This is a genomic window from Nocardioides albertanoniae, from assembly GCF_006716315.1.
Lineage (GTDB): Bacteria > Actinomycetota > Actinomycetes > Propionibacteriales > Nocardioidaceae > Nocardioides > Nocardioides albertanoniae.
Map to the genome: position 1 here is coordinate 2,289,324 of NZ_VFOV01000001.1, position 25,536 is coordinate 2,314,859.

At 69.6% G+C, this 25,536-nt stretch carries 25 protein-coding genes; 23 read left to right on the forward strand and 2 right to left on the reverse strand.

The window, feature by feature from the left end; translation table 11 throughout:
• Positions 1–248 precede the first annotated feature (248 nt).
• From FB381_RS10875 to aroB, 14 genes are all read left to right on the forward strand, one after another.
• Positions 249–1,247, forward strand: coding sequence for an ABC transporter permease (locus FB381_RS10875; protein ID WP_141780312.1), 999 nt, complete (start codon positions 249–251; stop codon positions 1,245–1,247).
• Positions 1,248–1,294: 47 nt separating this feature from the next.
• Positions 1,295–3,106, forward strand: coding sequence for an ABC transporter substrate-binding protein (locus tag FB381_RS10880; RefSeq protein WP_141780313.1), 1,812 nt, complete (start codon positions 1,295–1,297; stop codon positions 3,104–3,106).
• Positions 3,107–3,210: 104 nt separating this feature from the next.
• Positions 3,211–4,203 carry an ABC transporter permease gene (locus tag FB381_RS10885; protein ID WP_141780314.1) on the forward strand — a complete coding sequence of 331 codons (993 nt, stop codon included), beginning with the start codon at positions 3,211–3,213 and terminating at the stop codon, positions 4,201–4,203.
• A gap of 52 nt (positions 4,204–4,255) precedes the next feature.
• Positions 4,256–5,581, forward strand: a complete 1,326-nt coding sequence (locus FB381_RS10890; protein ID WP_141782707.1) for a replication-associated recombination protein A — start codon at positions 4,256–4,258, stop codon at positions 5,579–5,581.
• A 187-nt stretch (positions 5,582–5,768) separates the two neighbouring features.
• Positions 5,769–6,329 (forward strand): hypothetical protein, encoded by a 561-nt coding sequence (locus FB381_RS10895; RefSeq protein ID WP_141780315.1) that lies wholly within the window; start codon positions 5,769–5,771, stop codon positions 6,327–6,329.
• A complete protein-coding gene (locus tag FB381_RS24085; RefSeq protein WP_211352388.1) occupies positions 6,326–6,640 on the forward strand; it encodes a DUF6167 family protein in 315 nt (104 codons plus the stop codon). Before FB381_RS10895 ends, FB381_RS24085 begins: the two co-directional genes overlap by 4 nt.
• On the forward strand, positions 6,640–9,333 hold the full coding sequence (gene alaS / locus FB381_RS10905) for an alanine--tRNA ligase (protein ID WP_141780316.1): 2,694 nt from the start codon (positions 6,640–6,642) through the stop codon (positions 9,331–9,333). The genes FB381_RS24085 and alaS overlap by 1 nt, the downstream gene beginning before the upstream one ends.
• On the forward strand, positions 9,333–9,806 hold the full coding sequence (gene ruvX, locus FB381_RS10910; protein WP_141780317.1) for a Holliday junction resolvase RuvX: 474 nt from the start codon (positions 9,333–9,335) through the stop codon (positions 9,804–9,806). The genes alaS and ruvX overlap by 1 nt, the downstream gene beginning before the upstream one ends.
• Positions 9,799–11,301 carry an endolytic transglycosylase MltG gene (gene mltG, locus FB381_RS10915; RefSeq protein WP_246088060.1) on the forward strand — a complete coding sequence of 501 codons (1,503 nt, stop codon included), beginning with the start codon at positions 9,799–9,801 and terminating at the stop codon, positions 11,299–11,301. The genes ruvX and mltG overlap by 8 nt, the downstream gene beginning before the upstream one ends.
• On the forward strand, positions 11,301–12,152 hold the full coding sequence (locus FB381_RS10920) for a shikimate dehydrogenase (protein ID WP_141780318.1): 852 nt from the start codon (positions 11,301–11,303) through the stop codon (positions 12,150–12,152). The genes mltG and FB381_RS10920 overlap by 1 nt, the downstream gene beginning before the upstream one ends.
• Positions 12,149–12,820, forward strand: a complete 672-nt coding sequence (locus tag FB381_RS10925; RefSeq protein ID WP_141780319.1) for a prepilin peptidase — start codon at positions 12,149–12,151, stop codon at positions 12,818–12,820. Before FB381_RS10920 ends, FB381_RS10925 begins: the two co-directional genes overlap by 4 nt.
• 45 nt (positions 12,821–12,865) lie before the next feature.
• Complete coding sequence (gene aroC / locus FB381_RS10930) at positions 12,866–14,044, forward strand: chorismate synthase (RefSeq protein WP_141780320.1); 1,179 nt, start codon at positions 12,866–12,868, stop codon at positions 14,042–14,044.
• Entirely contained in the window at positions 14,041–14,580 is a 540-nt protein-coding gene (locus FB381_RS10935) for a shikimate kinase (RefSeq protein ID WP_246088061.1), read from the forward strand. Before aroC ends, FB381_RS10935 begins: the two co-directional genes overlap by 4 nt.
• Positions 14,577–15,674 carry a 3-dehydroquinate synthase gene (gene aroB / locus FB381_RS10940; RefSeq protein WP_141780321.1) on the forward strand — a complete coding sequence of 366 codons (1,098 nt, stop codon included), beginning with the start codon at positions 14,577–14,579 and terminating at the stop codon, positions 15,672–15,674. The genes FB381_RS10935 and aroB overlap by 4 nt, the downstream gene beginning before the upstream one ends.
• A gap of 115 nt (positions 15,675–15,789) precedes the next feature.
• On the opposite strand, the gene FB381_RS10945 is transcribed toward aroB, so the two are convergent.
• Together FB381_RS10945 and FB381_RS10950 are read right to left on the reverse strand one after the other, a co-directional pair.
• Positions 15,790–16,947, reverse strand: coding sequence for an acyl-CoA dehydrogenase family protein (locus tag FB381_RS10945; RefSeq protein ID WP_141780322.1), 1,158 nt, complete (start codon positions 16,945–16,947; stop codon positions 15,790–15,792).
• A gap of 49 nt (positions 16,948–16,996) precedes the next feature.
• Positions 16,997–17,602, reverse strand: coding sequence for a TetR/AcrR family transcriptional regulator (locus tag FB381_RS10950; protein WP_141780323.1), 606 nt, complete (start codon positions 17,600–17,602; stop codon positions 16,997–16,999).
• 92 nt (positions 17,603–17,694) lie between these two features.
• Here FB381_RS10950 and FB381_RS10955 point away from each other — a divergent pair, with 92 nt between their 5' ends.
• The 9 genes from FB381_RS10955 to FB381_RS10995 all read left to right on the forward strand — a co-directional run bounded on the left by FB381_RS10955 (position 17,695) and on the right by FB381_RS10995 (position 25,535).
• The gene (locus FB381_RS10955) at positions 17,695–18,141 is read left to right on the forward strand and encodes a type II 3-dehydroquinate dehydratase (protein WP_211352568.1); all 447 of its coding nucleotides are present in this window, start codon (positions 17,695–17,697) and stop codon (positions 18,139–18,141) included.
• 168 nt (positions 18,142–18,309) lie between these two features.
• The gene (gene efp / locus FB381_RS10960; RefSeq protein WP_141780325.1) at positions 18,310–18,876 is read left to right on the forward strand and encodes an elongation factor P; all 567 of its coding nucleotides are present in this window, start codon (positions 18,310–18,312) and stop codon (positions 18,874–18,876) included.
• A gap of 5 nt (positions 18,877–18,881) precedes the next feature.
• The gene (nusB, locus tag FB381_RS10965) at positions 18,882–19,301 is read left to right on the forward strand and encodes a transcription antitermination factor NusB (protein WP_141780326.1); all 420 of its coding nucleotides are present in this window, start codon (positions 18,882–18,884) and stop codon (positions 19,299–19,301) included.
• 181 nt (positions 19,302–19,482) lie between these two features.
• Positions 19,483–20,733, forward strand: a complete 1,251-nt coding sequence (locus FB381_RS10970) for a MinD/ParA family ATP-binding protein (RefSeq protein WP_211352389.1) — start codon at positions 19,483–19,485, stop codon at positions 20,731–20,733.
• A gap of 24 nt (positions 20,734–20,757) precedes the next feature.
• Positions 20,758–21,768: an NADPH:quinone reductase gene (locus FB381_RS10975; protein WP_141780327.1), complete on the forward strand. Its 1,011-nt coding sequence runs from the start codon at positions 20,758–20,760 to the stop codon at positions 21,766–21,768.
• A 117-nt stretch (positions 21,769–21,885) separates the two neighbouring features.
• A complete protein-coding gene (gene pyrR / locus FB381_RS10980; RefSeq protein WP_281285077.1) occupies positions 21,886–22,449 on the forward strand; it encodes a bifunctional pyr operon transcriptional regulator/uracil phosphoribosyltransferase PyrR in 564 nt (187 codons plus the stop codon).
• Entirely contained in the window at positions 22,446–23,387 is a 942-nt protein-coding gene (locus tag FB381_RS10985; protein WP_141780328.1) for an aspartate carbamoyltransferase catalytic subunit, read from the forward strand. Before pyrR ends, FB381_RS10985 begins: the two co-directional genes overlap by 4 nt.
• The gene (locus tag FB381_RS10990) at positions 23,384–24,688 is read left to right on the forward strand and encodes a dihydroorotase (protein WP_141780329.1); all 1,305 of its coding nucleotides are present in this window, start codon (positions 23,384–23,386) and stop codon (positions 24,686–24,688) included. Before FB381_RS10985 ends, FB381_RS10990 begins: the two co-directional genes overlap by 4 nt.
• Positions 24,689–24,764: 76 nt before the next feature.
• Positions 24,765–25,535, forward strand: a complete 771-nt coding sequence (locus FB381_RS10995; RefSeq protein WP_141780330.1) for a methyltransferase domain-containing protein — start codon at positions 24,765–24,767, stop codon at positions 25,533–25,535.
• Position 25,536 lies beyond the last annotated feature (1 nt).

A 25,536-nucleotide genomic window follows, 5' to 3' on the forward strand; every position in this document is an offset into this window, starting at 1 on the left:
GTGACCGGAGCCTGAAGATCTCCGGTGTCACAGCGAGATGACGTAAGACGGCTCGCAGCCATTGGCTGCGGGCCGTCTTTGTTTCGTGTGTGTCACAGATCACTGTCGGTATCGAACCGTTATCTGTACGGCTGTCCGGCGGGCCAGAAGTTGGCATAACTTGTGGCAGCGCGCTGGTTCGGGACTGCGCCTGGTGGTCAGGTCTGGGGCCGACACGTGTCCCGACGCCGAACGGAGAGACCGAACATATGACTGTGTCCGAAGTGTTGATCCAGGGCCCTGACCCTGAGGTCGACCCGGAGCCGGGTAACGACGAGATCGCGGGCCGTTCGCCGATGCGGATCGCGATGGACCGGCTGCTCTCCGACAAGGTCGCGCTGCTCTGTGCCGGCATCGTGCTGGTCTACGTGCTGATCGCCGTCTTCGCGCCGCTGCTGTGCCGGCTCTTCGGCGTCGAGGTGCGCGCCGGTGACCCGGTCACCGACACGGACTCCTTCAACTACCCGGTGATCGGCCCGCCCAACTACGGGTTCACCTGGCAGGCGCCACTCGGCCTCGAGCCGAACTCCGGCAACGACCTGCTCGCCGAGTGGTTCTACGGCGCTCGTACGTCCCTGATCGTCGCCACCATCGCCACGATCGTCTCGACCGTCGTCGGCGTGGTGCTCGGCCTGATCGCGGGCTACAGCCGGGGCTGGGGTGACCGGGTGGTCACCTTCGTGACCGACCTCTTCCTCACCCTGCCGTTCCTGCTGGTGGCCATCGCCGTCTCCCCGATGCTCGTGGAGCGTTGGAAGGAGAAGCCGGCGATGCTCGACAGCGCCTCGCTGATCACGCTGATCGTGATCCTCTCGATCTTCGGCTGGATGGGGCTGGCCCGGTTGATCCGCGGCGAAGTGGTCTCGCTGCGCGAGCGGGAGTTCATCGAGGCCGCCCATGTGCTCGGGATGCCCACCCACCGCATCCTGTTCAAGGAGCTGCTGCCCAACCTGGTCGCCCCGATCGTGGTCTCGTTCTCGCTGAGCCTGCCCGCCGTCATCGCGGCGGAGGCGACCTTGGCCTACCTCGGTGTCGGTGTCACCGGTCGCCCGTCGTGGGGGCAGACGATCCTTCGCGCCCAGAACTGGTTCGACGAATACCCCTTGTTCCTCTATGCGCCGATCGTCGGGATCGTGGTCCTGGTCTTCGCGCTCAATCTGCTCGGAGACGCCATCCGCGACGCCTTCGACCCCAAGTCTTTCCGGTGAGCACGTCGCCGGTGAGTGGCATCAACCATGGAAGGTGGAGACCTACGATGAGAATCAAGAGAACAGTGATCGCCGCCAGCGCGATCGCTGCGCTGACACTCACCGCTGCGTGTGGGGGAGGGGGTGGCGGCGGTCAGGACTCGACCGGTGAGTTCAAGTCCGGTGGTGGCGCCGGCGCCGGCAAGGATGCCAAGGCCGAAGGCCCGATGGCGATGCCGAAGGACGCCAAGGAGGGCGGCACGATCTCGGTCGTCACCAACAATGCGCCCTCGACCGTCGACCCGACCCGCACCTACTACTCCGACTCCCTCGCGATCATGTCGGGGTTGGTGACCCGCTCGCTGACGCAGTACGTCTACGACAAGAAGACCGACGACTCGATCCTCGTCCCTGACCTCGCCACCGACCTCGGTCACGTCTCCGAGGACGGTCTGACCTGGACCTTCACCCTCAAGGACGGGATCAAGTACGAGGACGGTTCCGCGGTCACCGCGGAGGATGTCGTCTACGGCATCAAGCGCTCCTTCGCCACGGACACCTTGACCGACGGGCCCACCTACCAGACGACATTCTTCAAGGACGGCGACAAGTACAAGGGGCCCTTCGCCGACACCGACGCGGAGCTGAAGAAGCTCGCCGACTACGACCCCAAGGCCGGCTGGTACGGCGGCGAGGACTACGACGGCGTCGAGGCCGACGGCAACAAGGTCGTCATCCATCTGGCCAAGCCGTTCCCCGAGCTCGACTACTACGCGTCGTTCCCGGTCTTCTCCCCGATCCCGAAGGCCAAGGACAAGGACCCGCTGGCCTACGAGAGCCACCCGGTGGCGACGGGGCCCTACAAGTTCGAGTCCTACAAGCCCGGCACGTCGCTCACGCTGGTCAAGAACGACCAGTGGGATGCCGACACCGATCCCGGTCGCATCCAGGCAGCTGACGGCTTCGACTTCAAGTTCGCCCAGGACACGGCCAAGATCGAGAACCAGATCCTCGGCGACAAGGGCTCGGCCCGATCGATGATGGGCTACGACGACGTCACCCCGCCGACGTACAAGGCCATCAAGGAGAAGGCGCCGGAGAATCTGATCGAGGGCACCTCTCCGTGCACCTACATGTATCGCCCGGACCAGAACAAGATCAAGGACAAGCGTGTCCGTGAGGCGATCAGCTGGGCCTATCCCTACCAGGCCGCTTGGAAGGCGTCCGGCGAGATCGTCGGCGTCACCATCGAGCCCGGCACCTCACTTCTGCCCCCGGGCACCGCTGGCCGGGTGGAGTACCAGTACCCGAAGGGTCAGGACGGCCAGACCACCGACCCCGAGAAGGCCAAGGCGCTGCTGAAGGAGGCCGGTGCCGAGGGCTTCGAGCTCAAGTGGCACTACCAGCGTGACGACGAGCGCTCGGTGGCCAAGAAGGACCAGATGGTCAAGGGCTTCGAGGCCGCCGGGTTCAAGGCCACCCCGGTCGCCTCGACCGACGAGACCTACCGCGACGACGAGAGCAACCGGGACGCGCCGATCAACATGCGCTACGGCGGCTGGTGCTCCGACTGGCCCTCGGGCGGCTCCTGGTTCCCGGCGCAGTGGATCGGCTCGAACGCCAACAAGGCAGGCATGCCGAACCCGACCAACTTCAAGCAGGCCGACGCCGACGCCAAGCAGGACGAGATCTTGAAGATGGACCCGGACAAGGTGCCGGGCGCCTGGGGCGAGTTCGACAAGTGGATGCAGGAGAACTACATGGTCGAGATCAACGCCGGCTACGACGGGAACGCCTTCATCAAGGGCTCCGACGTCGGTGGGGTCGTCAACAACCCGGTGAGCGGTATGCCGAGCTTCTCCATCATGTATCTCAAGTGAGCTGACCGGCCGGCGTGGGCGCCCCCACGCCCCCCACGCCGGCCGGTCGCACCCGCCGGGGCCTCGGCCCGTGAACCACCCTCCAGGAAGAGAGACCTCCACCCATGATCGGTTTCGTCGTACGCCGGTTGATCTCAGCGCTGCTGGTGCTGTTCGTGATCTCGGTGGCGGTGGTGGCTCTCTTCACCTACGGTCCTAGCGACCCCGCGGACGCGATGTGTCCGGAGCCGAAGTGCACCGCCGAGCGGCAGGACGCGATCCGGGAGGCGCTCAACCTCGAAGCGCCGATCTATGTTCAGTACGGCGAATACATGTCGGGGATCGTCAACGGACGTCAGATCGCCTTCGGCTCGGAGGCCTATGACTGCCAGGCCCCGTGCTTCGGGGTGAGCTTCATCTATCGGGTCAACGTCTGGGACGACATCAAGGACCGCGTCGCGCCGACGGTCTCCGTCGCGCTCGGGGCGGGCGTCACCATCCTGCTCATCGGGGTCCCGATAGGGATGTTCGCGGCCAGACGCAGGGGTACCTCTGCCGACAAGGCCGTCATCGGCGCCACTCTCGTCATCGAGTCGATCCCCTACTACCTCTTCGTGCTGCTCGCGTTCCTCTATCTCGCGGTCGGCGCCGGGATCTTCCCGCAGGAGGGGTATCACTCTCTGATCGACTCTCCGCTGAAGTGGGCCTGGGGGCTGCTGCTGCCCTGGCTCGCGCTCGGGCTGGTCAACTCCTCCAAGTACGCGCGGTTCACACGAGGGTCGATGATCGAGGCTTTCAACGAGGACTACGTGCGCACCGCGAGGGCCAAGGGTCTCCACGAGCGCAAGATCGTCAACAAGCACGCTCTGCGAGCGGCGGTGGTGCCGATCGTGACCATCTTCGGCATCGACTTCGGCGCTCTGCTGACCGGCACGATCTTCACCGAACTGATCTTCGGCATCCCCGGGCTCGGTCTCCGGGCGCTCAACGCGGTCAGCCAGAGCGACCTGCCCGTCATCGAGGCTACGACCCTGATCTCGGCCCTGATCATCGTGATCACCAACCTCCTCGTCGACCTCTTCTACAGCGTCCTCGATCCCCGCGTACGCATCTCCTGAACGCGGTGTCGGCGCCGCCGAATAGGGTGGCGGTGTGGATGGGTTGTTTGAGATGGGGACCGGCTCCGGCGCCACGCGCGGCGGGTCGCTGAGCCACAGCGACCACGCGGCTGCGCCGCTGGCGGTGCGGATGCGGCCGCGTACGCTCGACGAGCTCGTCGGGCAGAGCTCGCTCAAGGAGTCGGGGTCGCCGCTGCACCAGGTCGTGGAGGGCGGTCAGTCGCTCTCGCTGCTGCTCTGGGGGCCGCCGGGCACCGGCAAGACGACGATCGCCTCGATCGTGAGCCGCTCCACCGACCGGCGCTTCGTGGAGGTCTCCGCCGTCTCGGCCGGGGTCAAGGAGGTGCGGGCTGCGATCGACGCAGCCCGGGCCGAGCTCGTCGCGACCGGCAAGGAGACCGTGCTCTTCGTCGACGAGGTGCACCGTTTCAGCAAGGCGCAGCAGGACGCGCTGCTGCCGGGCGTGGAGAACCGCTGGGTCACGCTCGTCGCAGCCACCACGGAGAACCCGTTCTTCTCGGTCATCTCGCCGTTGCTCTCGCGCTCGCTGCTGCTGCGGCTGGAGTCGCTGACCGACGACGACATCCGCGGCGTGCTCGGTTCGGCTCTCGAGGACGAGCGTGGCCTCGGTGGCGAGGTGACGATCTCCGAGGACGCTCTCGACCACCTCGTACGCCTGGCCGGTGGCGACGCACGCAGGTCGCTGACCTACCTGGAGGCGGCCGCGGGGGCGGCCTCAGGAGGGGAGATCACTCTGGAGGCGGCCGAGCGGGCCGTCGACCAGGCGGCGGTGCGCTACGACCGGCAGGGCGACCAGCACTACGACGTGGTCAGCGCGTTCATCAAGTCGGTGCGCGGCTCGGACGCCGACGCGGCGCTGCACTATCTGGCGCGGATGATCGAGGCGGGGGAGGACCCGCGGTTCATCGCTCGCCGACTGATGATCCTCGCCTCCGAAGACATCGGCCTGGCCGACTCGACGGCCCTGCAGACGGCCGTCGCCGCGGCGCAGACCGTGCAGCTCATCGGCATGCCCGAGGCCCAGCTCACCCTCGCCCACGCCACGATCGCGCTCGCCGTGGCCCCCAAGTCGAACGCCGTCACCACCGCCATCTTCGCGGCCCGCGCCGACGTCACCGCCGGCAAGATCGGCAACGTGCCCCCGCACCTGCGCGACGCCCACTACGAAGGCGCCAAGAAGATCGGGCACGGCTCGACGTACAAGTACGCCCACGACGAGCCGTTCGGCATCGCGACCCAGCAGTACGCTCCCGACGCCGTCGCCGACGCGGCCTACTACCAGCCCACCACCCACGGTGCCGAGGCCTCGATCAAGGAGCGCTGGGAGAAGGTGCGCGGCATCGTCCGCGGCACCTGATCCGCCGAGTCGTCTCGTTCTGACACAAACCCGGGCCGAGTCGGCTCGTCCTGACACGAAATTGCGCCGAGTCGGCTCGTTCTAACGAGCCGACTCGGCGCTGAATGTGGTCAGGACGAGCCGACTCGACGGGTGTGGGCGTTGCCGTGCGCGGGGTTGCCTGCGTGGGGCTATAAGGTTTGGGGCGATGAACTCGGTGAGCTTGCCTGCATGGGTCCTGGGAGCCGCGGCGGGAGTGGTCCTACTCCTGGTGCTGCTGGTCGGGCTGCTGGTCGTGGGCGCGCGCAGGCGGGCCAGGCGGCAGCTCGTGGAGGCCGAGGCCAGCGAGGCGGAGCTGCGCGAGCGGCTCGAGGCGCTGGAGAAGCGGCTCACCGAGCCAGAGCCCGGGCAGATCTCACCCCGCAGGCGGCGGCGTGAGGAGAAGGAATACGTGATCACCTCCCTCGGGGAGGACGGCGATCAGGCCGAGGTCGAGCAGGTGCCGCAGCGCACGCTGACCGCACCCGCCTTCGCCGATGCCGTGTTCCGCGAGACGCTGGTGCACAGCGCGGCGCTGGTCCATGGCGTACGCCGGGCGCTCTCGCCCGAGGTGCGGTTCAAGATCCGCTACGAGATGCACCGCGAGGTCAAGCGCTCCCGCAAGGACCGCAAGTCCGAGATGCGCGAAGCGCTGCGCGAGCACCGGGCCAGACAACGGGCCGCGATGGCCGACGACGATCGAGACGTACGTATGGAGGACTCCGCATGAGGGGCGCGATCTGGTTCGTGGCCGGCGCCGGCGCCGGCATCTACGCGATGGTGCGAGGGCGCAGGGCAGCAGAGGCGTTCACCGCCGACGGGCTGCGCGACCGCGCCCAGGCGCTCGGCGTGGGCGCGCGGATCTTCCGCGACGAGCTGGCCATCGGAAAGGCCGAGAAAGAGGTCGAGCTCCGGGAGTGGATCGGGGCCATGGCCGATCCGCAGAAACAGATTGGCGCCGCCGGCGCCGAGCAGCACAGACTTGGACTGAACGGGCCAACCGAGGACCCGAAGCAGAACACGGAAGGTAGTACCCCCTGATGGAGTGGTTGAGCACGGCGGAGATCCGCCGCCGCTTTACGGCGCATTTCGCCGAGAACACCGAGGTCGGCCAGCACACGGTGGTGCCCTCGGCATCGCTGCTGCTCGACGACCCCAACCTGCTCTTCGTCAACGCAGGCATGGTGCCCTTCAAGCCCTACTTCCTCGGTCAGGCCACGCCGCCCTACGACCGGGCGACCTCGGTGCAGAAGTGCATCCGTACGCCCGACATCGAGGAGGTCGGCAAGACCACCCGCCACGGCACGTTCTTCGAGATGTGCGGCAACTTCTCCTTCGGTAACTACTTCAAGGAGGGCGCGATCACGCTCGCCTGGGAGCTGATCACCAAGTCGGTCGCCGACGGCGGCTTCGGGTTCGACGAGTCGATCCTCTACCCCTCCGTGCTCGACGGTGACGACGAGGCGGTCGCGCTGTGGAAGTCGATCACCGGCCTGCCCGACGACCGCATCGTGCGGCTCCCTCCGAGCGAGAACTACTGGTCGATGGGCGTGCCCGGACCCGGTGGCCCGTGCTCGGAGATCCTGATCGACCGGGGCCCGGAGTTCGGCGCCGACCGTGACTGGGAGGCGGGCGACCGCTACCTGGAGTTCTGGAACCTCGTCTTCATGCAGGACAACGTCGCGGTGGCGCGGTCCAAGTACGACGTCGACATCGACGGTTCGCTGCCGCAGAAGTCGATCGACACCGGCCTCGGGCTCGAGCGGGTCGCCTATCTGATGCAGGGCAAGGCGAACATGTACGAGACCGACGTGGTCTTCCCTGTCATCGAGAAGGCCATGGAGCTGACCGGCAAGAAGTACGGCGCTGCCTATGAGGACGATGTCCGTTTCCGCGTCGTCGCCGACCACGTGCGCTCCTCGCTGATGCTCATCGGCGACGGGGTGACCCCGGGCAACGAGGGCCGTGGCTACGTGCTGCGCCGGCTGATGCGCCGCGCGATCCGCAACATGCGCCTGCTCGGCTACGAGGACCCGGCCATGCCCGAGCTGCTGCCGATCTCCCGCGACAAGATGGGGGAGACCTACACCGAGCTCCACACCGGGTGGGACCGGATCAAGCGGGTCGCCGACGCCGAGGAGGAGTCGTTCCGCAAGACGCTCGCCTCCGGCACCCAGATCTTCGACCTGGCCGCGACCGAGGTGAAGTCGAGCGGATCGACCACCTTCACCGGTGACAAGGCGTTCCAGCTCCATGACACGTACGGCTTCCCGATCGACCTGACCCTCGAGATGGCCGCCGAGGCGGGCCTCGAGGTCGACGAGCCGGGGTTCCGTGGGCTGATGAGCGAGCAGCGCGAGCGGGCCAAGGCCGACGCGCGCGCCAAGAAGGGCCAGCACGCCGACCTGTCGGCCTACCGCGGCATCCTCGACACCAACGGGCCGACCGACTGGCAGGCCTACACCACGCTCGAGACCGAGTCGAAGCCGCTCGCGCTCCTCAAGGAGGGCAAGCCGGTCGACGTGCTCGGCCCCGAGGAGATCGGCGAGATCGTCCTCGACCGCACCCCGTTCTACGCCGAGTCCGGTGGCCAGGCGGCCGACGCCGGCATCATCGAGTTCGACGGCGGCCGGCTCGAGGTCATCGACGTCCAGCGCCCGGTCAAGGGCCTGGTCGTGCACCAGGTGCGTGTCGTCGACGGCGAGTTCGCGAGCGGGTCGGCCGGCGGTGGCCTCGTGCACGCCCAGGTCGACCACGAGTGGCGCACCGGCGCCCGCCAGGCCCACTCCGGCACCCACGTGGTGCACGCTGCGCTGCGCGAGGTGCTCGGGCCGACCGCGCTTCAGTCGGGCTCGTTCAACCGCCCCGGCTACCTGCGCCTCGACTACGGCTGGACCAAGGGTCTGACGCCTGCGCAGATGCACGAGATCGAAGAGGTCTCCAACAACGCGCTGCGCGCCGACCTGCCGGTCGCCTGGGACTACATGACCCTCCCGCAGGCCAAGGAGTGGGGTGCGATCGCGCTCTTCGGCGAGACCTATGACGACTCCAAGGTGCGCGTCGTCGAGATCGGCGGCCCCTGGTCGCGCGAGCTGTGCGGTGGCACCCACGTGGACCACTCGGCCCAGATCGGGACGATCGTGGTCACCTCGGAGGCCTCGGTCGGCTCCGGCAATCGGCGCATCGAGGCGTTCACCGGCGTGGAGGGCTTCAACTACCTGGCCCGCGAGCGCGACGTGGTCTCCGAGCTCAACCTGCTGCTCAAGACCAAGTCCGACGACGTCGTCGGGCGGGTCGCCGACATGATGGAGCGGCTCAAGGCCGCCGAGAAGGAGATCGCCCGGGCGCGTACGGCGCAGCTGCTCGCCTCCGGTGGCTCGATCGCCGCCACGGCGGTCGACGTCAACGGCGTCAAGGTGGTCGCTCAGCGGGTGCCGGGCGTCGGCGGCGGTGACGCGCGCACGCTCGCCCAGGACGTACGCGCCCGGCTCGGTGAGGCGCCGGCGGCGGTCGTCCTCTTCGGCGACGCTGACGACAAGGTGGCCGTCGTGGCCGCGGTCAACCCGGCCGGGATCACGGCCGGGGTCAAGGCCGGCGACCTGATCAAGGAGCTCGCTCCCGTGGTCGGCGGACGCGGCGGCGGCAAGCCCGACTTCGCGCAGGGCGGCGGCACCGACGTCACCAAGATCGACGCCGCGCTCGACATGGTCCCGACGCTGGTCGCGCGCGATTGATGCGCCACGGCGTCCGGCTCGGCCTCGACCCGGGGGATGCTCGCATCGGCGTCGCCAGGAGCGACCCCACGGGGTTCCTGGCGACGCCGCTCGAGACGGTCAAGAAGGGCCGCGGTGACCTCGCTCGTCTGCAGGCGATCGTCGCCGAGATCGGTGAGGAGTCGACGATGCTCGAGATCGTCGTCGGGCTGCCCCGCTCCCTCAAGGGAGGCGAGAATCCGGCGACTGCTAAGGTCCGGGACTTCGCCGCGTCGTTGGCGCGGCGGGTGGCCCCGGTGCCGGTGCGGCTCATCGACGAGCGACTCACCACCGTCTCTGCGGAGGCTATGCTCCGTGACCGGGGGCGCAAGGGACAGGACCGCCGAGCAGTCGTCGACATGGCCGCGGCGGTCGTGATCCTGCAACACGCATTGGACAGTGAGCGCGCTTCGGGGGCCGCGCCTGGAGAGATCGTTGAGGTCGGTCATGAGTGACAGGTACAACACCCCGAACCCACGCGACCCTCGTCGTCCCGGGCCCGGGGCACGCCCTGGGCCGTACGGCCGCGACCCACGCGGTTACCCGTCTCGCGCGCAGGACCCGCGGCAGCTGCCGCCCCAGCAGCAGGGTCAGCAGCGTCCGCCGATGCCGGGCCAGATGCCGGGCCAGCAGCCGCCCATGCAGCCTGGCCTGCGTCCGCCGCCGCGACCGGGCCGTGCTGCCGCGCCGCACCCCGGTCTCGGCACGCCTCCGCCCGGATACGCCCAGGCGGTGCCGCCCCGGCGATCCGACTACGGCGGACCCGCCTATCAGCAGCACCCCGGCTTCCTCGACGGCGGTCCCGGCTTTCCCGAGCAGCAGGAGCCCTACTTCGAGGGCAAGCCCCCCAAGCGCAAGCGCCGCTTCGGTGGCTGCCTCGCCGTGCTGGTGGCGCTGGCGGTCATCCTCGGTGGGGTCTACGTCGCCGGCGACCGTGCGATCGACTACATCAAGGACAAGGTCGCCCCGCCGGCCGACTATGCCGGACCCGGCACCGACCCGGTCTCCTTCGAGGTGCACCAGGGTGACTCGGTCTCGGCGGTCGGCCGCAACCTGAAGGATGCGGGTGTGGTGGAGTCGGTCGACGCCTTCATCGACGCCGCCAACACCGAAGGGCTCAGCGTGCAGGTCGGCTTCTACCCGTTGAAGAAGGAGATGAAGTCGGCCGACGTCGTCGAGATCCTCGCCAACCCCGACAACATCGACACCGTCAACCTCACCATCACCGAGGGGTCCCGCGCCAAGGCGATCTACAAGGCCCTGGCGAAGAAGACCGGCAAGAAGCCTGCGGAGTTCAAGAAGGCCGCGGAGGACACCGAGGGCATCGGGCTGCCCGACTACGCGGGCGGCAACGTCGAGGGTTATCTCTTCCCCGCGACGTACGCCTTCCCGCCCGACGCGACGCCGACCGAGATGCTCGCGATGATGGTCGACCGGTGGGAGCAGGCGCTCGGCGACAACGACATCGAGGCGCGCGCCAAGCAGCTCAAGTGCGGCGATGGCAAGACGTGCACACCGGAGCAGATCATGACCGTGGCCTCGCTCGTGCAGGCCGAGGGGAGGGGCACGGACATGCCCAAGATCGCCCGGGTGATCTACAACCGGCTCGACCCGAAGGTCGACGACGGGGCGACCAACGGCACCCTCGGGATCGACGCCTCCAACGCCTACGGCGTGAACAAGTCCGGCACGACCGCGCTCACCCCGGCCGAGCTGGCCAAGGACACCGACTACGACACCCGACGGAAGTCCGGCCTCCCGCCGACCCCGATCGGGTCGCCCGGTGACGAGGCCATCGAGGCGGCGCTGAAGCCGGCCGAGGGCGACTGGCTCTTCTACGTCACGGTCAACCTCAAGACCGGCAAGACGAAGTTCGCCAAGACCCATGACGAGTTCTTGAAGTACAAGGCGGACTACGAGGCCTACTGCAAGAAGTCCGAGGCCTGCTGATGAAGTGTGCTGTCCTGGGTGATCCGATCGATCACTCGCTCTCCCCGGTGCTCCACCGCGCGGCGTACGCCGAGCTGGAGATGTCGGAGTGGTCCTACACCTCGACCCGGGTGGCTGCCGGGGCGCTGGCCTCGCACGTCGAGAGCCTCGGTGGCGACTGGCCGCCGAGCAGGTGGCGTGGCCTGTCGGTGACGATGCCGCTCAAGCGCGAGGCCTTCGAGCTGGCGCGGTCGGTCTCGCCGCGGGCGCGGCTCGTGGGTGCGGTCAACACGCTGGTGCGCTCCTCGCACGGCTGGGTGGGCGACAACACCGACCTTCCCGGCGCGGTCGCCGCGATCCGGGAGCGAGCGGGGGCCGAGGCCGCGTGTGCCTCCGGGGTGATCCTGGGCGCGGGCGCGACCGCAGCATCGACCGGGCTCGCGCTGGCCGAGCTCGGTGCCTCGCGGATCACGCTGCTGGCCCGCAACCCGGGCGCGGCGGGCGAGACGATCGAGATGATCTCGCGCCACCCGAGCAAGCCGATCGTCTCGGTGCTGTCGCTGGACTCGGCCGCGCCCGACTCCGTGTCCGGCGGCGTCGACGCCGTCGTGTCCACGATCCCGGCCAAGGCGCAGACCGCCGAGGTCGTGGCCCGCTGGGCGAGCGCTCCGGTGGTCTTCGACGTCGTCTACGACCCCTGGCCCTCGCCGCTGCTGGAGGCCACCTCCGGGGTGGCGGTCAGCGGCCTGGACCTGCTCGTGCACCAGGCGGGTCTGCAGTTCGAGCTGTTCACCGGGCGCCCCGCGCCGCTGGCCGCGATGCGGGCGGCGGGGGAGAAGGCGCTGGGCATCACGGAGCCCTCTCCGGCATGAGCCCTGCGGCGGTCGTGCTGGTGAGTGCGGCCGTCGCCGGCCTGCTCGCCGCGGGGCTGCCTGCCTTCCTGTGCCGGCTCCCCGAGCCGGCCGATCCGCCCGCGACCTCCTACCGCGAGCTCGCCGGGTGGCCACCGCTCGTGCCGCTGGCGGTCTCGGTCTCTGCCGGCGTCGCGGCCCTGCTCGCCTGGGGCGTGGAGCCGTCGCGGCTGATGATCGCCCTGGCACCGCTGGTTCCGGTGCTGGTCATGCTGGCCTACGTCGACTGGCGGGTGCAGCGGCTGCCCAAGATGCCGATCCTGGCGGCCACCACGGCCGGGCTGGTGCTGGCCGGCGCGGAGTGGCTGTGGGTGCGCGAGACCGAGGTGCTGCGCGCGGTGGTCGGGCTCGCCCTGGCCCGCTCCGTGTTCTGGCTGCTGTGGCGGTTGGCGCCGCGGGCGATGGGCTTCGGCGACGTACGCCTGGCTGCTGTGGTCGGCCTGGTCCTCGGCCGTCTCGGATGGGACGCGCTGGCGCTCGGGCTCTGGGCCGGCTTGGTGATCTTCGGCGTCTGGGGCGTCGCCCGGGCGCTCGCGCGAGGCTCGCGGTCGGCGATGCGCGAGCCTCTGGCGTACGGGCCGTTCATGATCGTCGGGATGCTCGTCGGCGTGCTCGTCGTCTCGCGCTGAGCCCGGATGCACGGGCCTGTGGGGTCAGGATGAAAGGATGACACCATGTTGCGTTGGCTCACTGCGGGCGAGTCCCACGGTCCGTCGTTGACGGCCGTGATGGAGGGTCTGCCCGCCCATGTCCGGATCACCTCTGACGACATCGCCGGTGCGTTGGCGCGGCGCCGGCTCGGCTACGGCCGCGGCGCCCGGATGAAGTTCGAGCAGGACCAGGTGCGGATCACCGGGGGCGTGCGCCACGGGGAGTCGCAGGGTGGGCCGGTCGCGATCGAGGTCGGCAACACCGAGTGGCCCAAGTGGGAGACCGTGATGGCCTCCGACCCCGTCGAGCCCGAGGTGCTCGAGAAGCAGGCGCGCAACGCCCCGCTGACGCGTCCGCGGCCCGGTCACGCCGACCTGGTCGGGATGCAGAAGTACGACTTCGACGACGCCCGCCCGATCCTGGAGCGCGCCTCGGCCCGCGAGACGGCGGCAAGGGTCGCGCTCGGCGCGGTCGCCTCGGCGTTCCTCGAGCAGGCGATCGGCGTACGCCTGGTCTCCCACGTGCTCGAGATCGGCGGCGTCCGTACGCCGGGCACCGACGTGCCCGCGCCCGAGGACGTCTCCCGGCTCGACGAGGATCCCGTGCGGGTGCTCGACCCCGACGGCTCCAAGCAGATGGTCGCCCGCATCGACGAGGCCCACAAGGAGGGCGACACCCTCGGCGGCGTCGTCGAGGTGGTCGTCCACGGGCTCCCGCCGGGGCTCGGCTCCCACGTGCACTGGGACCGTCGCCTCGACGCGCGTCTGGCCGGTGCGCTGATGGGCATCCAGGCGATCAAGGGAGTCGAGGTCGGCGACGGCTTCGAGCTCGCCGCGACGCCGGGCTCGAAGGCCCACGACGAGATCGTCCCTTCCGACGACGGCATCCGGCGCACCTCCGGGCGCTCCGGTGGCACCGAGGGCGGCATGTCGACCGGCGAGATCCTGCGCGTGCGCGCGGCGATGAAGCCGATCGCGACCGTGCCGCGAGCGCTGCGCACCGTCGACACGGCCACCGGTGAGGAGGCGGTCGCCCACCACCAGCGCTCCGACGTCTGCGCCGTGCCGGCGGCCGGTGTGGTCGCCGAGGCGATGGTCGCGCTCGTGCTGGCCGAGGCGGCGCTGGAGAAGTTCGGCGGCGACTCGGTCGCCGAGACGGCGCGCAACGCCACGGCCTACCTCGAGAACCTGAGGCTTCGATGACGTCGCAGGGTGTGCGCCCGGCCGTCGTGCTCGTCGGCCCGATGGGTGCCGGGAAGTCGACCGTCGGCGCGCTGCTCGCCACGCGTCTCGGGGTGGCGCTGCGCGACACCGACGAGGACATCGCGAAGGCGGCCGGCAAGAGCGTCCAGGACATCTTCGTCGACGAGGGCGAGGCCCACTTCCGTGAGGTCGAGGCCGACGCCGTCGCCGCGGCGCTCGCCGAGCACGACGGTGTCGTATCCCTCGGTGGTGGTGCCGTGCTGGCCGATCAGACCCGGATCCTGCTCAAGGAGCACACCGTGGTCTACCTGCGGGTCGGCGTCGCGGACGCGGTCAAGCGTGTCGGGCTCGGTTCGGGGCGGCCGATGCTGCTGGGCAACGTACGCGGCCGCATCAAGACGCTCCTGGAGGAGCGCGCGCCGATCTATGAGTCGATGGCGAGCTTCGTCGTCGACACCGACAACCGGCCGGCGACCGAGGTCGCCGACGAGATCGCCGCGGTGTTCGGCGAGCAGAAGACGGAAGAGGATCGATGAACGAGACCGTCATCCGGGTGGAGAGTGCCGCTGCCTACGACGTGGTCATCGGCACCGCGCTCGCCGCGCGTCTGCCTGACCTCCTGGGCGACAAGGTGCAGCGGGTCGCGTTCCTCTACGCCGCCGAGCTCGCCGAGCAGGCCGAGCCGATCCTCGAGGCGCTGCTCAAGCACTACGACGTGCTCGGCCTGGGTCTGCCCAGCGGTGAGGACCAGAAGACCGTCGCGGTCGCCGCCGACTGCTGGGAGGCGCTGGGGGAGAAGGGCTTCACCCGCTCCGACGCGGTCGTCACCTTCGGCGGCGGCGCGACCACCGACCTCGGTGGGTTCGTCGCGGCCGGCTGGCTGCGCGGCGTACGCGTCGTGCACATCCCGACCACCGTGCTCGCCACGGTCGACGCCGCGGTCGGCGGCAAGACCGGCGTCAACACCGCCGCCGGCAAGAACCTGGTCGGCGCGTTCCACGAGCCTGCCGGCGTGCTGTGCGACCTCGCGCTGCTCGGCACCCTTCCTCGGGAGGACCTGGTCGCGGGGCTCGGTGAGGTCGTCAAGTGCGGTTTCATCGCCGACCCGGAGATCCTGCGTCTGATCGAGGCGACGGACGAGATCACCGCCGCCTCGCCGGTCCTTCCCGAGCTGATCGAGCGTGCGATCCGGGTCAAGGCCGAGGTGGTCGCCGCCGACCTGAAGGAGACCGGCGGCTCCGATGGCCACCCCGGCCGCGAGACGCTCAACTACGGACACACGCTCGCGCACGCGCTCGAGAAGCACTCCGGCTTCTCGATCCGCCACGGCGACGCCGTCGCCGTCGGCTGCGTCTACGCCGCCGAGCTCGCCCGCCTCGCCGGGGTGCTCTCCGACGAGGTCGCCGCCCGGCACGCGCCCGCCTTCGCCAAGGTCGGCCTGCCGACCACGGTCAAGGAGCTCGGCCTCGAGGCCGGCTTCGACGACCTCATCGGCGCCATGCGGGTCGACAAGAAGGCCCGCGGCTCCGTGCTCCGCTTCCTCGTGCTCCACGACCTCGCCGTCCCGCGCATCCTCACCGGGCCGACCGAGGAGCAGCTGCGCGAGGCGTACGCGGCCGTGTCTGTCTAGACCCTCCCGCCGAGTCGGCTCGTCCTGACCGAAAACATCGCCGAGTCGGCTCGTTACAACGAGCCGACTCGACGCGAAGATCGGTCAGAACGAGCCGACTCGGCGATGTCTCAGGTCACAGACCCATGTCTTTGGCGATGATCAGCTTCATCACCTCGGAGGTGCCGCCGTAGATGCGGTTGACGCGGTTGTCGGCGTAGAGACGGGCGATGGGGTATTCGTTCATGTAGCCGTAGCCGCCGTGCAGCTGCAGGCAGCGGTCGACGACGCGATGGGCGACCTCGGTGCAGAACAGCTTGGCGGAGGCGGCCTCGGCGGCGCTGAGCTCGCCGAGGTCCTCGGCCTCGATGGCACGGTCGACGACGGCCTGCGCCGCATCCACCTCGGCCTTGCACGCGGCCAGCTCGAACTTGGTGTTCTGGAACGAGGCGACCGCGGTGCCGAAGACCTTGCGCTCGGCGACGTACGCCTTGGCGAACTCGACCGCGGCAGCGGCCTGCGCGTAGGCGCCGACGGCGATGCCGAGACGCTCGACCGGGAGGTTCTGGCCGAGGTAGGAGAAGCCCTTGCCGACCTCGCCGAGCACGTCCTCGACCGGCACCAGCACATCGGTGAAGGAGAGCTCGGCGGTGTCGGAGACCTTCAGGCCGAGCTTGTCGAGCTTGCGGCCGACCTCGTAGCCCGCCAGCTTGGTGTCGACGGCGAGCAGCGTGATGCCCGCCCGGCGGTCCTCGGGGGTGGAGGGCGCCGTGCGGGCGCAGACGATCACCCGGTCGGCGTTGACGCCGCCGGTGATGAACGTCTTGGCGCCGTTGAGCACGTAGTGGCGACCGTCGTCGGTGAGCTTGGCGTTGGTCGTCATGCCGGCCAGGTCGGAGCCGGTGCCCGGCTCGGTCATCGCGATCGCCCACATCTCCTCACCGGAGACGAAGCCCGGCATCCAGCGCTCCATCTGCTCCTTGGTGGCGAGCTTGAGCAGGTAGGGCAGGCAGAGTCCGACGTGGGTGCTCGACCCGCCGAAGGAGACACCGGCGCGGGAGAGCTCCTCGGTCATGATCGCCGAATACTTGAACGACTCGATCCCGGCCCCGCCGAACTCCTCGGGCACCTGGATGCCCCACACACCGAGCTCGCCCAGCTTGAGATAGAAGTCGTGGGGGACGATGCCGGCTTCGTACCACTCGTCGTAGACGGGCACGACCTCCTTCTCGATGAAGGAGCGGATGGTCTCGCGGAAGGACTGGTGGTCTTCGGTGTAGACGGTTCGGCGCATCTTCTTCTTCCTGTTTGTTGCGGTCGGGATGCTGGGTCGGGATGCTGGGTCAGGGGCGGGCGCCGACGGCGCGGAGCGCGAGGTCGGCATAGAAGTCGGCGAGCGACTCGGGGGTCCAGGTGCCGCCGTCGCGATACCACCGGGCCAGGTCGATGCCGAGGGAGAGCAGGGCGGTGGCGGTCTTGGCGGGGTCGGGGGTGTCGAAGTCGCCGCTGCGTACGCCTTCCTCGACGACCTCGCGCATGACGGTGTCGATCGCGCGGCGCAGCCCCGCGACCTCCCGGATGTGCTCGTCGGTCAGCGCGGCGAGCTCGTAGTTGATCACCCGGGCCGTCGTGTGGGAGCGGGCGTGGAAGAGCACATAGGTGCGTACGGCGGCCGCGACCCGCTCGGCCGGGGTGCCGTCGGCGCGCACCGCCTCGGTGAGCGCCTCGAGGATCACCTCGTGCCCACGCATCGCGATCGCGTGCAGCAGCTCCTCCTTCGAGCGGTGGTGCACGTAGACGGCCGCCGGGCTCAACCCAGCCGCGGTGGCGATGTCGCGGGTGCTGGTGCCGTGGAAGCCCTTGGCGGAGAAGGCCTGCACCGCGGCGTCGAGCAGACGGGCACGGCTCCGGTCGCCGCGGGCCTGGGTGCCGGTGCGTACCTCGTTCATATGACCAGTGTTACACAAAGGTAAGTGAGCGCTTAGATTCGCCTGCTGGTCGCTCGCCGGCGGGCCCGTGCGAGGATGCGGGCGTGAGCAACGTGTCGAAGCAGGTCCTCGTCCTCAACGGCCCCAACCTCGGACGTCTCGGGAAGCGTCAGCCCGAGATCTACGGCCACACCACCTTCGACGAGCTCGCGGCGATGTGCGTCGAGTGGGGTCGTGGCCTCGGGTTCACGGTCGACGTACGCCAGACCAACCACGAGGGCGACATGGTCGACTGGCTCAACGCCGCGGCCGACAACGGCACCCCGGTGGTGCTCAACGCCGCCGCCTGGACCCACTACTCCTACGCGATCTACGACGCCTGTGCGCAGCTGAGCGCCCCGCTGATCGAGGTGCACATCTCCGACCCGACCCGGCGCCCCGAGGTGTTCCGCCACACCAGCGTGATCACCGAGCACGCCGCCGCGGTCGTCGCGGGCAAGGGCATCGACGGCTATCGTGAGGCGCTCGAGATCCTCGCCCGCGAGCCCGGCAACAACTGATCGCGCTCGGAGCCGGGCCCGGCTCCGACAGGCCTCGCGCCGACGGATTGGGTCGGCGTACGTCTGGTTGACTAGGATTCTCCCTGGCCCATCGGGCCCTGCGAACCCCGAACATTGACAATCGAGCCTGCGCTGCTGCAGGTCAAAGACGAAGGCTGAGCGACGGTTATGGCGACGACGAACGACCTCAAGAACGGCATGGTGCTGAAGATCGAGGGCCAGCTCTGGCAGGTCACCGAGTTTCAGCACGTGAAGCCCGGAAAGGGTCCGGCGTTCGTCCGCACCAAGCTCCGCAACGTCGAGTCGGGCAAGAACGTCGACAAGACCTTCAACGCCGGCACCAAGGTCGAGACCGCCACGGTCGACCGCCGCTCGTTCCAGTACCTCTACAACGACGGCTCCAACTTCGTCTTCATGGACGTCGCCGACTTCGACCAGGTCGAGGTCACCCCCGAGATCATCGGTGACGGTGCCGGCTTCCTGCTCGAGAACCAGGAGGTCATCCTGGCCACCAACGAGGGCCGCGTGCTCTTCGTCGAGCTGCCGCCGTCGGTCGAGCTGGTCATCTCCTACACCGAGCCCGGTGTCATGGGCGACTCGGCCACCGGCCGCACCAAGCCCGCCACCCTCGAGACCGGTGCCGAGATCCAGGTGCCGCTCTTTATCGAGCAGGGCGAGAAGATCAAGGTCGACACCCGCGAGGGCGGCTCCTACCTCTCCCGCGTCAAGGGCTGACCTTCATGGCTAGTCACGTCGCCACCGCACGGTCCAAGGCGCGCAAGCGCGCCCTGGACCTGCTCTTCGCCGCCGAGGCGCGCGACATCTCCGCCGGCGACCTGCTCGACCAGCAGATCGGGGAGGGGCAGGTGCCCAACAACCCGTTCACGGTCAAGCTGGTCCGTGGTGTGGTCGCCGACGCGGAGCGGATCGACGCGCTGATCTCGCAGTTCGCCAAGGACTGGTCGCTGGCTCGCATGCCCGCGGTCGACCGCAACGTGCTCCGTGTCGGCGTCTGGGAGATCCTCGACGGAGACGTGGCCGCCGAGGTCGCGATCAGCGAGGCGACGGCCCTGGTGACCGAGCTGTCCACCGACGACTCGCCCTCCTTCGTCAACGGAGTGCTCTCCGCTGTCGCGAAGGACCTCGCGACCAAGCACTGAGACCGATCTCGTCCCGGTGGAGCGACGCCTGCCGGGAAGTGCTGCGGCCGCGTACGGGTCGCGAGGTGTGCGACACCGAGCCTGTGTTTTCCCGTTATCGAGGATTGCTTCGGTCGGGACCGTATGTTTGGACTCGAGGACGAACTCGAGACCTCGACCCGCACCCGTATTCGGAGAGCGCATGACGCAGGAGAACGACCCGTACGAAGAGCCGGACCCGCGCACCCGGCCGACCGGCGCACCCTCGCACTGGGTGACTCCGCCACCACCGACCTCGGCCGGTCAGCCGCTCCACTCCGCCCAGCCGGAGCCGGACGGCCCCCGGACGAACCCGAGCGCCCAGCCCTATCCGGGCTACGACGCGAGCCAGGAGGCGACCCGCATCACCCAGCCACAGGTCACCCAGCAGCAGGTCGCGCAGCAGCAGGCGGCCCAACAGGCGGCCCAGCAGCCGGGAGCGCCGGGAGCGCCGATGCCGGCAGGGCAGGGGCTCGAGGTGCCCAGCGCGACCGACTTCCTCGACCGGCGTGCGGAGTCGGCGGGGTTCGGGCCGGCCAACTGGGGCTGGCGCGGCGCGCTGCGCCGGATGACCGGCGGGATGATCAGCCCGAAGATGGGCCCGGCCGAGGTTGCCTACGAGCAGGACCGCGCGATGATCCAGCGCGACTTCGACGGTCCGCGCACGATCGTCTTCATCAACCCCAAGGGCGGCGCGGCCAAGACCACCGGCGTGCTCGCGGCGGGCTACACCTTCGGCACCGTGCGTGGCGGGGGCGTCGTGGCCTGGGACAACAACGAGACCCGCGGCACCCTCGGCATCCGAGGCGTACGCAGCACCCACCGCAACACCACCCGCGAGCTGCTCGACAACCTGGCCTCGTTCAACAACGTCTACCAGTCGCGCATCGGAGACCTCGGTGCCTTCGTACGCTCCCAGGGCGATGCCCACTTCGACGTGCTGGCCTCCGACGAGCGCCCTGACGTCACCGGCCAGATCCACGCCGACGACTTCGGGCAGGTGCACCATCTGCTCGAGCGCTTCTACAAGGTGATCCTGGTCGACACCGGCAACAACATGCGTGCCGAGAACTGGCTCGCCGCCGCCGACACCGCCGACCTGCTCGTGGTGACCTCGACCGTGCGCGAGGACACCGGCTACAGCGGGCTGTGGATGCTCGACGCGCTGCAGGAGTCGGGCTATGCCGACCTGAAGCTGAAGACCATCACGGTCCTCTCCGACCCGTCTCCCAAGGTCGACACCAAGCTCGCCCAGGATCTGACCGAGGTCTACCAGCAGCGCACCCGAGGGGTCTACCGGGTGCCGTTCGACCCGGTGCTCGTCGCAGGGTCGACGGTGCAGTACTCCCAGCTCTCCGAGGACACCAGGATGTCGTGGCTCAAGGCGTGTGCTGGGATGGCTCACGCGTTGTAGCCGCCGGGCGCTAACGTCGGAGTCATGCGCGCAGTCGTCTACTCCGAGAACGGTCCCTCCTCCGCGATGCGGCTCACCGAGCGTCCGGTGCCGAAGCCCGGCCCCGGCGAGGTGCTGGTCAGGCTCGTACGGGCCGGCGTCAACCCGACCGACTGGAAGGTGCGCGCCGGGCTGAGCGCGAGCCTCGACACGCCCGAGGCGACCCCCGGCCAGGACGGCGCGGGCGTCATCGAAAGTCTCGGCGACGGCGTGAGCACCCACATCGTCGGCCAGCCGGTCTGGCTGTACATGACCCAGCGCGGGCAGGCGTGGGGCACCGCCGCGGAGTATGTCACCGTGCCGGCCCACAAGGCCGTCGAGCTGCCCGCCGGCGCCTCCTACGACCTCGGCGCCTCGCTCGGGGTGCCGGCGATGACCGCCCACCGGGCGCTCACCTCAGGCGCCGTGGAGCGGGTCGGCCCGGGGTCCTTCGAGGGCATGGTCGTGCTGGTGCAGGGCGGTGCCGGAGCCGTCGGCAACGCTGCGATCCAGCTCGCGGCCTGGGCGGGGGCGACGGTGGTCACCACGATCAGCTCGCCCGCGAAGGCAGCGCTGGCGAAGGCGGCCGGGGCCCACCACATCCTGAACTACCGCGAAGGAGACCCGGCCGCCGCGATCCGGGAGATCGCGCCCGACGGCGTCGACGTGATCGTCGAGGTCGCCCCGGCGGTCAACAACGACCTCGACCGGGCGGTCATCGCCAAGCGGGGCACGATCGCGATCTACGCCAACAACGGCGGCGACGAGCTCACGATGCCGCTGCGCGAGACCTTCTCGCTCAACCTGCGCTACCAGTTCATCCAGCTCTACGGCGTCGAGCCCGAGCAGATCCGGGCCGCGGCCGAGGATGTCGCCGCCGCCGTCGCGGCGGGGGCGCTGCGCGTGGGACCGGAGCGCGGCGTACCCCTGCATCACTATCGGCTCGAGGAGACCGCGGCTGCCCACGACGCGGTCGAAGCCGGTGCCGTCGGAAAGGTGCTCATCGACCTGGAGTGAGGATAGGGTCTAGGTCGACTTCCTTTAACGAGCCGTCCCGTGAGGCGGAGAAGGAGCCTTCGACCTTTGTCTGAACTCGATTCCGAGCCGAGCGGGCGCAACCAGTCCGCAGAGCCCGTGGCGGAGCCGGCCATCGACGGCCGCGTCGTCCTCGACGCCCGTGACATCTCCCGGGCACTGACCCGGATCTCCCACGAGATCCTGGAGCGCAACCGCGACGCGGAGGATCTGGTCCTCCTCGGCCTGCACACCCGCGGCGTACCTCTGGCCCGGCGGATCGCCGCCCGGATCGAGGCGGCCGAGGGCCACGAGGTCGCCTGCGGTGCGCTCGACGTGACGATGTACCGCGACGATCTGCGCACCCACCCGACCCGGGCGCCGCACCACACCGTGATCCCGCCCGGTGGCATCAGCGGCAAGACGCTGGTGCTCGTCGACGACGTGCTCTTCTCGGGTCGCACCGTCCGAGCCGCGCTCGACGCGCTCGCCGACTACGGCCGCCCGGCCGTCGTACGCCTCGCCGTCCTCGTCGACCGCGGCCATCGGCAGCTGCCGATCCGGGCCGACCACGTCGGCAAGAACCTCCCGACGGCGCGCTCGGAGCGGGTCGGTCTGCGCCTGGAGGAGACCGACGGCATCGACGAGGTGCGCATCGTCGAGCTCGAGGGGGCCTCGGCATGACGAGGCATCTGCTGTCCATCGACGACGTGAGCGCGGACGACATCGCGAAGCTCTTCGCGACCGCCGCCGAGATGCACGACGTGCAGAAGCGTGAGGTCAAGAAGCTGCCGGCACTGCGCGGGCGTACGGTGATCAACCTCTTCTTCGAGGACTCGACCCGCACCCGGAGCAGCTTCGAGATCGCCGGGAAGTGGCTCTCGGCCGACGTGATCAACCTGTCGGCGAAGGGCTCCTCGGCCTCGAAGGGCGAGTCGCTGCGCGACACGGTGCTGACCGTGACCGCGATGGGCGTCGACGGGCTGGTGATGCGCCACTCGGCTTCGGGCGCCGCGCATCAGGTCGCGGGCTGGCTCGATATTCCGGTGGTCAACGCCGGTGACGGGATGCACGAGCACCCCACCCAGGCGCTCCTGGACTGCTACACGCTGCAGCGCCAGCTCGGCGGGCCGGGCTCCCTGGAGGGCAAGCGGATCGCGATCGTGGGCGACCTGACCCACTCGCGGGTGTTCCGGTCCAACGTGAAGGCGCTGGGCAAGCTCGGTGCGTCGGTGGTGGCGGTCGCGCCGCCGACGCTGATGCCTGCGGGCATCGCCGAGTGGGCGAAGGCCGACGGCTTCGCCACCTCCTACGACCTCGACGCGGTGCTGCCGGAGGTCGACGCGGTGATGATGCTGCGGGTGCAGCGGGAGCGGATGAGCGGCGGCTACTTCCCGACCTCGCGCGAGTACACCGTCGGCTACGGGCTCACCCGGCCCCGGCTCGGGCTGCTGCGCGACGGCGCGCCGATCCTGCACCCCGGGCCGATGAACCGTGGCCTGGAGATCTCACCCGAGGCCGCCGACGCCGCCTCCTCCCGGATCCTCGACCAGGTCTCGGCCGGGGTCGCGATCCGGATGTCCGTGCTCTACCACCTGCTCGCCGGCGAGGAGTCCGCATGAGTCTGCTGATCAAGGGTGCCTCCGTCCTCGGGGCCGAGCCCACCGACGTGTACGTCGAGAACGGCGTGATCTCCGCCGTCGGCCGAGCCGTGAGCGCCGGCGAGCGTGTCGAGACCGACACAGTCGTCGACGCTGATGGCCTGGTCCTCCTGCCGGGTCTGGTCGACCTGCACACCCACCTGCGCCAGCCCGGCCGTGAGGACGCCGAGACGGTCTCCTCCGGTGCCGCGGCGGCCGCTGCCGGCGGCTTCACCGCCGTGCTCGCGATGGCGAACACCTCGCCGGTCACCGACACGGCCGAGGCCGCGGTCTCGGTGTGGGAGTTGGGCCGCGAGGCCGGGCTGGCCGATGTGTTCCCGGTCGGTGCGGTGACCAAGGCTCTGGCCGGTGAGGAGCTGGCCGAGCTGTCACTGATGAACCGCTCGAGGGCCGGCGTGAGGGTCTTCTCCGACGACGGCAGGTGTGTCTCGGACCCGCGGGTGATGCGGCGGGCCCTGGAGTATGTCAAGGCGTTCGGCGGCGTGATCTCCCAGCACTCCCAGGACCCGTCGCTGGCGCCGTACGGCTCGGCCTGCTGCCACGAGGGCGAGCTCTCCGGGCGGCTCGGTCTGCCCGGCTGGCCCGGGGTCGCCGAGGAGGTCATCGTCGCCCGCGACGTGATGCTCGCGCGCCACACCGGCTCACGCGTGCACGTCGCTCATGCCTCGACGGCCGGCACGGTCGAGGTGCTTCGCTGGGCGAAGGCGCAGGCCGAGAAGGACGGCACCTGGGCGGTGACCGCGGAGGTCACCCCTCACCATCTGCTGCTGACGACCGATCTGCTCGCCGGCTACGACCCGACGTTCAAGGTCAACCCGCCCCTGCGCCCCGCGGAGGACGTCGAGGCTCTGCGCGCCGCCCTGGCCGACGGCACCATCGATGCCGTCGCGACCGACCACGCTCCGCACGCGCGTCAGGACAAGGAGCACGCCTTCGTCGACGCGGCCTTCGGCATGCTCGGGCTCGAGGAGGCGCTCTCGGTCGTCTCGACCGTGATGGTCTCCTCGGGGCTCATGGACTGGGCCGCTGTCGCCCGGGCGATGTCCTTCACGCCGGCCCGTATCGCGGGGCTCGAGGGCCACGGCCGTCCGATCGAGGTGGGTGAGCCGGCCAACCTGACCCTTGTCGATCCCGCCGCGACCTACCTCGTCGACCGCGACCGATCGCTGTCTCTCTCCCGCAACAACCCCTGGCACGACCGCAAGCTCACCGGACGGGTCGTGTCCACCTACCTGCGTGGGAACCGGACGTTCGGCGGATAGCCGTGCGGCAGCGCGCCCAGGTCGGGTCGTCTGATCCATCCCGCAGGGACCGCGTCTGCCGCTAGGCTCCGCGCTCATGACCGACGTCTTCTCCGACAGGCTCGCGCAGTGGCGCGACTACACCGCGACGCCGTGGGCGCGGATCCGTTACACAGTGGTCGAGGAGATCCTCCGAGGTCAGTGCGCTGAGCTGGGGGAGAGGCTGCGAATCCTCGATGTCGGCGGCGGTGACGGGATGGACGCGCTGCCGCTGGCTCTGGCCGGCCACGAGGTGACGATCCTCGACCCGTCGGAGTCCTGGTTGGGCGAGGCGAAGCGTCGCGCAGGAGAGGCCGGTACCGCTGTGACCACGATCGTCGGCGGCCTCGACGACAACATCGACGGAGGCCTCCCCGGCGGCGAGTGGGACCTGGTGCTGTGCCACTTCGTGCTCCAGTACCGACCGGCTGACGCCGGTGACGTACGCCGCTTGGCGGCTGCCGTGCGCCCCGGCGGCCGGGTTTCGGTGATGGTCCCCAACCCGGCGAGCATGGTGCTACGAGAATTGGTCACCGGCGGACCCGAGGCCGCGCTCACCGAGCTGCGCGCGGAGACCAGGCACGCACAGACCTTCGACCACGACGTACGAAAGATCGCGATGCCCGACCTCGAGGCCGAGCTCGCAGCCGCCGGCCTGCGGCTGACCGGCCGCTTCGGCACCAGGATCGCCAACGACCTGCTCACCGACAACGAACCCAAGCACGACCCGGCCTACTTCGACCGGCTCCTCGAGCTGGAACGGGAGCTGTGCGACCAAGAGCCGTTCGTGCGAATCGCGGGGATGTATCAGCTCCTCGCCGAGAAGTAGG

Coding starts and splice junctions, on each gene's coding strand:
- nusB (WP_141780326.1), top strand. CDS start 18,882: ATGGCTAGTCACGTCGCCACCGCACGGTCCAAGGCGCGCAAGCGCGCC.
- FB381_RS10920 (WP_141780318.1), top strand. CDS start 11,301: ATGAAGTGTGCTGTCCTGGGTGATCCGATCGATCACTCGCTCTCCCCG.
- FB381_RS10970 (WP_211352389.1), top strand. CDS start 19,483: ATGACGCAGGAGAACGACCCGTACGAAGAGCCGGACCCGCGCACCCGG.
- FB381_RS10895 (WP_141780315.1), top strand. CDS start 5,769: ATGAACTCGGTGAGCTTGCCTGCATGGGTCCTGGGAGCCGCGGCGGGA.
- FB381_RS10985 (WP_141780328.1), top strand. CDS start 22,446: ATGACGAGGCATCTGCTGTCCATCGACGACGTGAGCGCGGACGACATC.
- efp (WP_141780325.1), top strand. CDS start 18,310: ATGGCGACGACGAACGACCTCAAGAACGGCATGGTGCTGAAGATCGAG.
- FB381_RS10875 (WP_141780312.1), top strand. CDS start 249: ATGACTGTGTCCGAAGTGTTGATCCAGGGCCCTGACCCTGAGGTCGAC.
- ruvX (WP_141780317.1), top strand. CDS start 9,333: ATGCGCCACGGCGTCCGGCTCGGCCTCGACCCGGGGGATGCTCGCATC.
- FB381_RS10925 (WP_141780319.1), top strand. CDS start 12,149: ATGAGCCCTGCGGCGGTCGTGCTGGTGAGTGCGGCCGTCGCCGGCCTG.
- FB381_RS10950 (WP_141780323.1), bottom strand. CDS start 17,602: ATGAACGAGGTACGCACCGGCACCCAGGCCCGCGGCGACCGGAGCCGT.
- FB381_RS10945 (WP_141780322.1), bottom strand. CDS start 16,947: ATGCGCCGAACCGTCTACACCGAAGACCACCAGTCCTTCCGCGAGACC.
- alaS (WP_141780316.1), top strand. CDS start 6,640: ATGGAGTGGTTGAGCACGGCGGAGATCCGCCGCCGCTTTACGGCGCAT.
- FB381_RS10975 (WP_141780327.1), top strand. CDS start 20,758: ATGCGCGCAGTCGTCTACTCCGAGAACGGTCCCTCCTCCGCGATGCGG.
- aroB (WP_141780321.1), top strand. CDS start 14,577: ATGAACGAGACCGTCATCCGGGTGGAGAGTGCCGCTGCCTACGACGTG.
- FB381_RS10990 (WP_141780329.1), top strand. CDS start 23,384: ATGAGTCTGCTGATCAAGGGTGCCTCCGTCCTCGGGGCCGAGCCCACC.
- mltG (WP_246088060.1), top strand. CDS start 9,799: ATGAGTGACAGGTACAACACCCCGAACCCACGCGACCCTCGTCGTCCC.
- FB381_RS10885 (WP_141780314.1), top strand. CDS start 3,211: ATGATCGGTTTCGTCGTACGCCGGTTGATCTCAGCGCTGCTGGTGCTG.
- FB381_RS10890 (WP_141782707.1), top strand. CDS start 4,256: ATGGGGACCGGCTCCGGCGCCACGCGCGGCGGGTCGCTGAGCCACAGC.
- FB381_RS24085 (WP_211352388.1), top strand. CDS start 6,326: ATGAGGGGCGCGATCTGGTTCGTGGCCGGCGCCGGCGCCGGCATCTAC.
- FB381_RS10880 (WP_141780313.1), top strand. CDS start 1,295: ATGAGAATCAAGAGAACAGTGATCGCCGCCAGCGCGATCGCTGCGCTG.
- FB381_RS10995 (WP_141780330.1), top strand. CDS start 24,765: ATGACCGACGTCTTCTCCGACAGGCTCGCGCAGTGGCGCGACTACACC.
- aroC (WP_141780320.1), top strand. CDS start 12,866: ATGTTGCGTTGGCTCACTGCGGGCGAGTCCCACGGTCCGTCGTTGACG.
- FB381_RS10935 (WP_246088061.1), top strand. CDS start 14,041: ATGACGTCGCAGGGTGTGCGCCCGGCCGTCGTGCTCGTCGGCCCGATG.